Origin of the sequence: Streptomyces kebangsaanensis (assembly GCF_001906585.1) — a bacterium.
GTDB classification, from domain to species: Bacteria; Actinomycetota; Actinomycetes; order Streptomycetales; family Streptomycetaceae; genus Streptomyces; species Streptomyces kebangsaanensis.
In genome coordinates, this window is sequence record NZ_JUJA01000158.1 from 157,475 (window position 1) to 160,406 (window position 2,932).

A 2,932-nucleotide genomic window follows, 5' to 3' on the forward strand; every position below is an offset into this window, starting at 1 on the left:
CGCAGGCGGTGCACCACTGCGCGCACCGTTCGGCCTTCGGCGGGCCGCTGATCGACAAGCCGCTGATGCGCAACGTACTGGCCGACCTCGCGCTGGAGTCGGAGGCGGCGACGACCCTCGGGATGCGGCTCGCGGCCGCCTGTGACGACGGCGGCGAGCAGGAGCGGGCCTTCCTGCGTCTGGCGGTGCCGGCCGCCAAGTACTGGGTGACCAAGCGGTGCGCGCCGGTCGCGGTGGAGGCCGCCGAGTGCCTGGGCGGCAACGGGTACGTGGAGGAGTCCGGAATGCCCCGCCTGGTGCGCGAGTCCCCGCTCAACTCCGTCTGGGAGGGCGCCGGGAACGTACAGGCGCTGGACGTGCTGCGCGCGCTGCGGCGGGAGCCGGGGGCGTTCGACGCGTATCTGCGGGAGGTGGGGCGGGCGCGTGGCGCCGACCACCGGCTGGACGCGGCGATCAGGGACCTGCTGACCGAGCTGGCCGATCTGGAGGGCGTGGAGGCCCGGGCCCGGCGGCTGGCCGAGCGGCTGGCGCTGGTGCTCCAGGGGGCGCTGCTGGTGCGGTACGCGCCGCCGGAGGTCGCGGACGCGTTCTGCGCCTCGCGGCTGGGCGGCGAGTGGGGTGCGGCCTTCGGCACGCTGCCGCACACGCTGGACCTGGCGGCGGTGGTGGAGCGGGCGCGCCCGGTGGGCTGACGGGGCGTCCGGGCAGGGTGCGCGGACGGCGGCGGGTACGGCGCGGGGGTGGTGCTGCGCCGACACGGCACCACCCCCGCTGTACCGGCCCTCCGCGGGCCGGGTACGCCGCGCTGGGCGGCGTGTAACGAGTCTTGGTCGGCACGCGCTTGTTCACCAGGGTTGCAAGAGGTTGCAACGTGTTGGTTTTCCGTGCCCGGACCACGCCCTTCCGTGTTCTCCGGGCGGCACCATGAACCGGGCGTGCCCCTTTCCCGCCTGGACCGAGCGCGCCCCTTCTCCCGGAGGACCCAGTGGCGAAAGCGCCGAGGAACGTGACGCAGCTCGCCGCCGTCGACGCGGCGCGGGCGGCTCGGGTGCTGAGCGAGACGCGCTCCGCGACGCTCGCCGGACAGCGCGCGCGGGTGGCGCCGCGCCCGGTGATCGGGCAGTCCTGGGAGCGGCTGCTGCGCCGCGGCCTCGACCCCGACCAGGACGCCCGGGCCCGGCTGCTGTCCCGCGAGGAGGTGGCGCGGCGGCGGGAGGCGTCCCCGCTGCGGCATGTGCTGCCGGTGCTGCGCGAAGGGCTGCTGCCGGCCGTGGACGCCGCCCGCCACATCATGGTGGTCGCCGACGGGGACGGCCGGGTGCTGTGGCGCGAGGGCAGCCCGTCGGTGCTGCGCAGGGCCGACCGGCTCGGTTTCGAACCCGGCGCCGACTGGCGGGAGGACGTCGTCGGCACCAACGGGGTGGGCACCGCGGCGGTGGTGCGCCGGCCCGTACAGGTCTCCGCCTCGGAGCACTTCCTGCGCTCGCACGCCTCCTGGACCTGCGCGGGCGCCCCCGTCACCGACCCCCGTGACGGCCGGCTGCTCGGTGTGGTGGACGTCAGCGGGCCGCTGGAGACCATGCACCCGGCCACGGCGGCCTGGGTCGGCTCGGTGGCCAAACTGGCCGAGGCGCGGCTGCGGGAGCTGCACCAGGCCTCGCTGGAGCGGCTGCGGGCGGTGGGGGCGCCGGTGCTGGCCCGGCTCGGCGGCCGGGCGGCGGTGGTGGACGGGGACGGCTGGACGGCGGCGGTGGCCCAGATGCCGTACACCGCGCGGATCCCGCTGCCCAAGTCCCCCTCACCGGGCCGCCGGTGGTTGCCGGTGATCGGCCTGTGCTCCCTGGAGCCGCTGGCGGACGGCTGGTTGGTACGGGCCGGTGAGGAGCCGGCCCCGCAGGACGGCACCCGGATCGTGCTGGACCTGGCCCGGCCGCACCGCTGGTCGGTGACGGTCTTCGGCGGCGCGGGCTCCTGGAGCCACGAACTGAGTCCCCGACACGCCGAATTGCTCTATCTGCTCGCCGGGCACCGCACCGGGCGCAGCGCGGCGGAACTGGCCGAGGACCTCTACGGCGATCCGGCCCGCACCGTGACCGTCCGGGCGGAGATGTCCCGGATACGGCGGTATCTGGGCGCGTTCCTGGAACACCGGCCCTACCGCTTCCGCGAGGGCACCGAGGTCGAGGTGCTGCTCCCGGACGACCCGGCCGACCTGCTGCCGCACTCGGCGGCCCCGGCGGTACGGCTCGGCCCCTGAGCGGTGCGGGCGAGGCGACCGAGCGGTCCCGGAGACGGCGGGAGTGGTCGCGGGGTGACGGGAGCGGCGGGAACGGTCGCGGGGCGACGGGAGTGGTCCCGGGGTGGCATCTTCCGCGCAATTGCCGGGTCTTCGTCCTCCCGCGGCCCCGGCTGCCGTAGCATCGCCTGCGGGTCGCCCCACCTGTTCCTCGGTCAACGCTCGAACCAGCCGGAGCAGTTGGCCCGCCTCGGAGAAGTCCCAGGGGCGCCCGGAGGTGAACCGAGCCCTGAAAAGGGGGCTGTATGAAGCAGCGCGGCAGACACCGCAGGCGCAGACGGGGCAGGGCGCTGCGCGCCGTCCTGGCCGGAACCGGTCTCGCACTGACCGCGGCGGCCACCCTGATCAGCACCTCGCAGGCCACGGTCGCCGACAACCCCGGCGCCCTGAAGCCGCTCACCTCGTCCACCGAGCTCGGCCGGCTGCGGCTGGCCGAACAGCCCGTGCCGCAGCGGTCCCTGGACCGGCTCGCCGCGGCGATGGGCCGGCCGGCCGACGTCGCCACGGTGCTGGCCGGCGCCGACCGCACGCTGCGCACCGCGGACCAGTGCGGCGCCGAGGAGAAGAAGGCGCTGCCGGTCGAACCGGCGGCCACGCGCGCGTACTGCTGGGACACCGCCGACACCGCCACCCGCC

Annotated in this window: 2 protein-coding genes and 1 pseudogene; all 3 read left to right on the forward strand. The window is 76.0% G+C overall.

From position 1 onward, the window contains the following. Positions 1 to 692 (forward strand): acyl-CoA dehydrogenase family protein (locus RH94_RS44975; RefSeq protein WP_267893408.1); only part of this gene is annotated, 692 nt, incomplete at its 5' end. 314 nt (positions 693 to 1,006) lie between these two features. Then, positions 1,007 to 2,257 carry a helix-turn-helix domain-containing protein gene (locus RH94_RS29260; protein WP_234426126.1) on the forward strand — a complete coding sequence of 417 codons (1,251 nt, stop codon included), beginning with the start codon at positions 1,007 to 1,009 and terminating at the stop codon, positions 2,255 to 2,257. Between the two features lie 284 nt (positions 2,258 to 2,541). Next, a pseudogene (locus tag RH94_RS44980) lies at positions 2,542 to 2,932 on the forward strand (hypothetical protein); the annotation flags it as partial.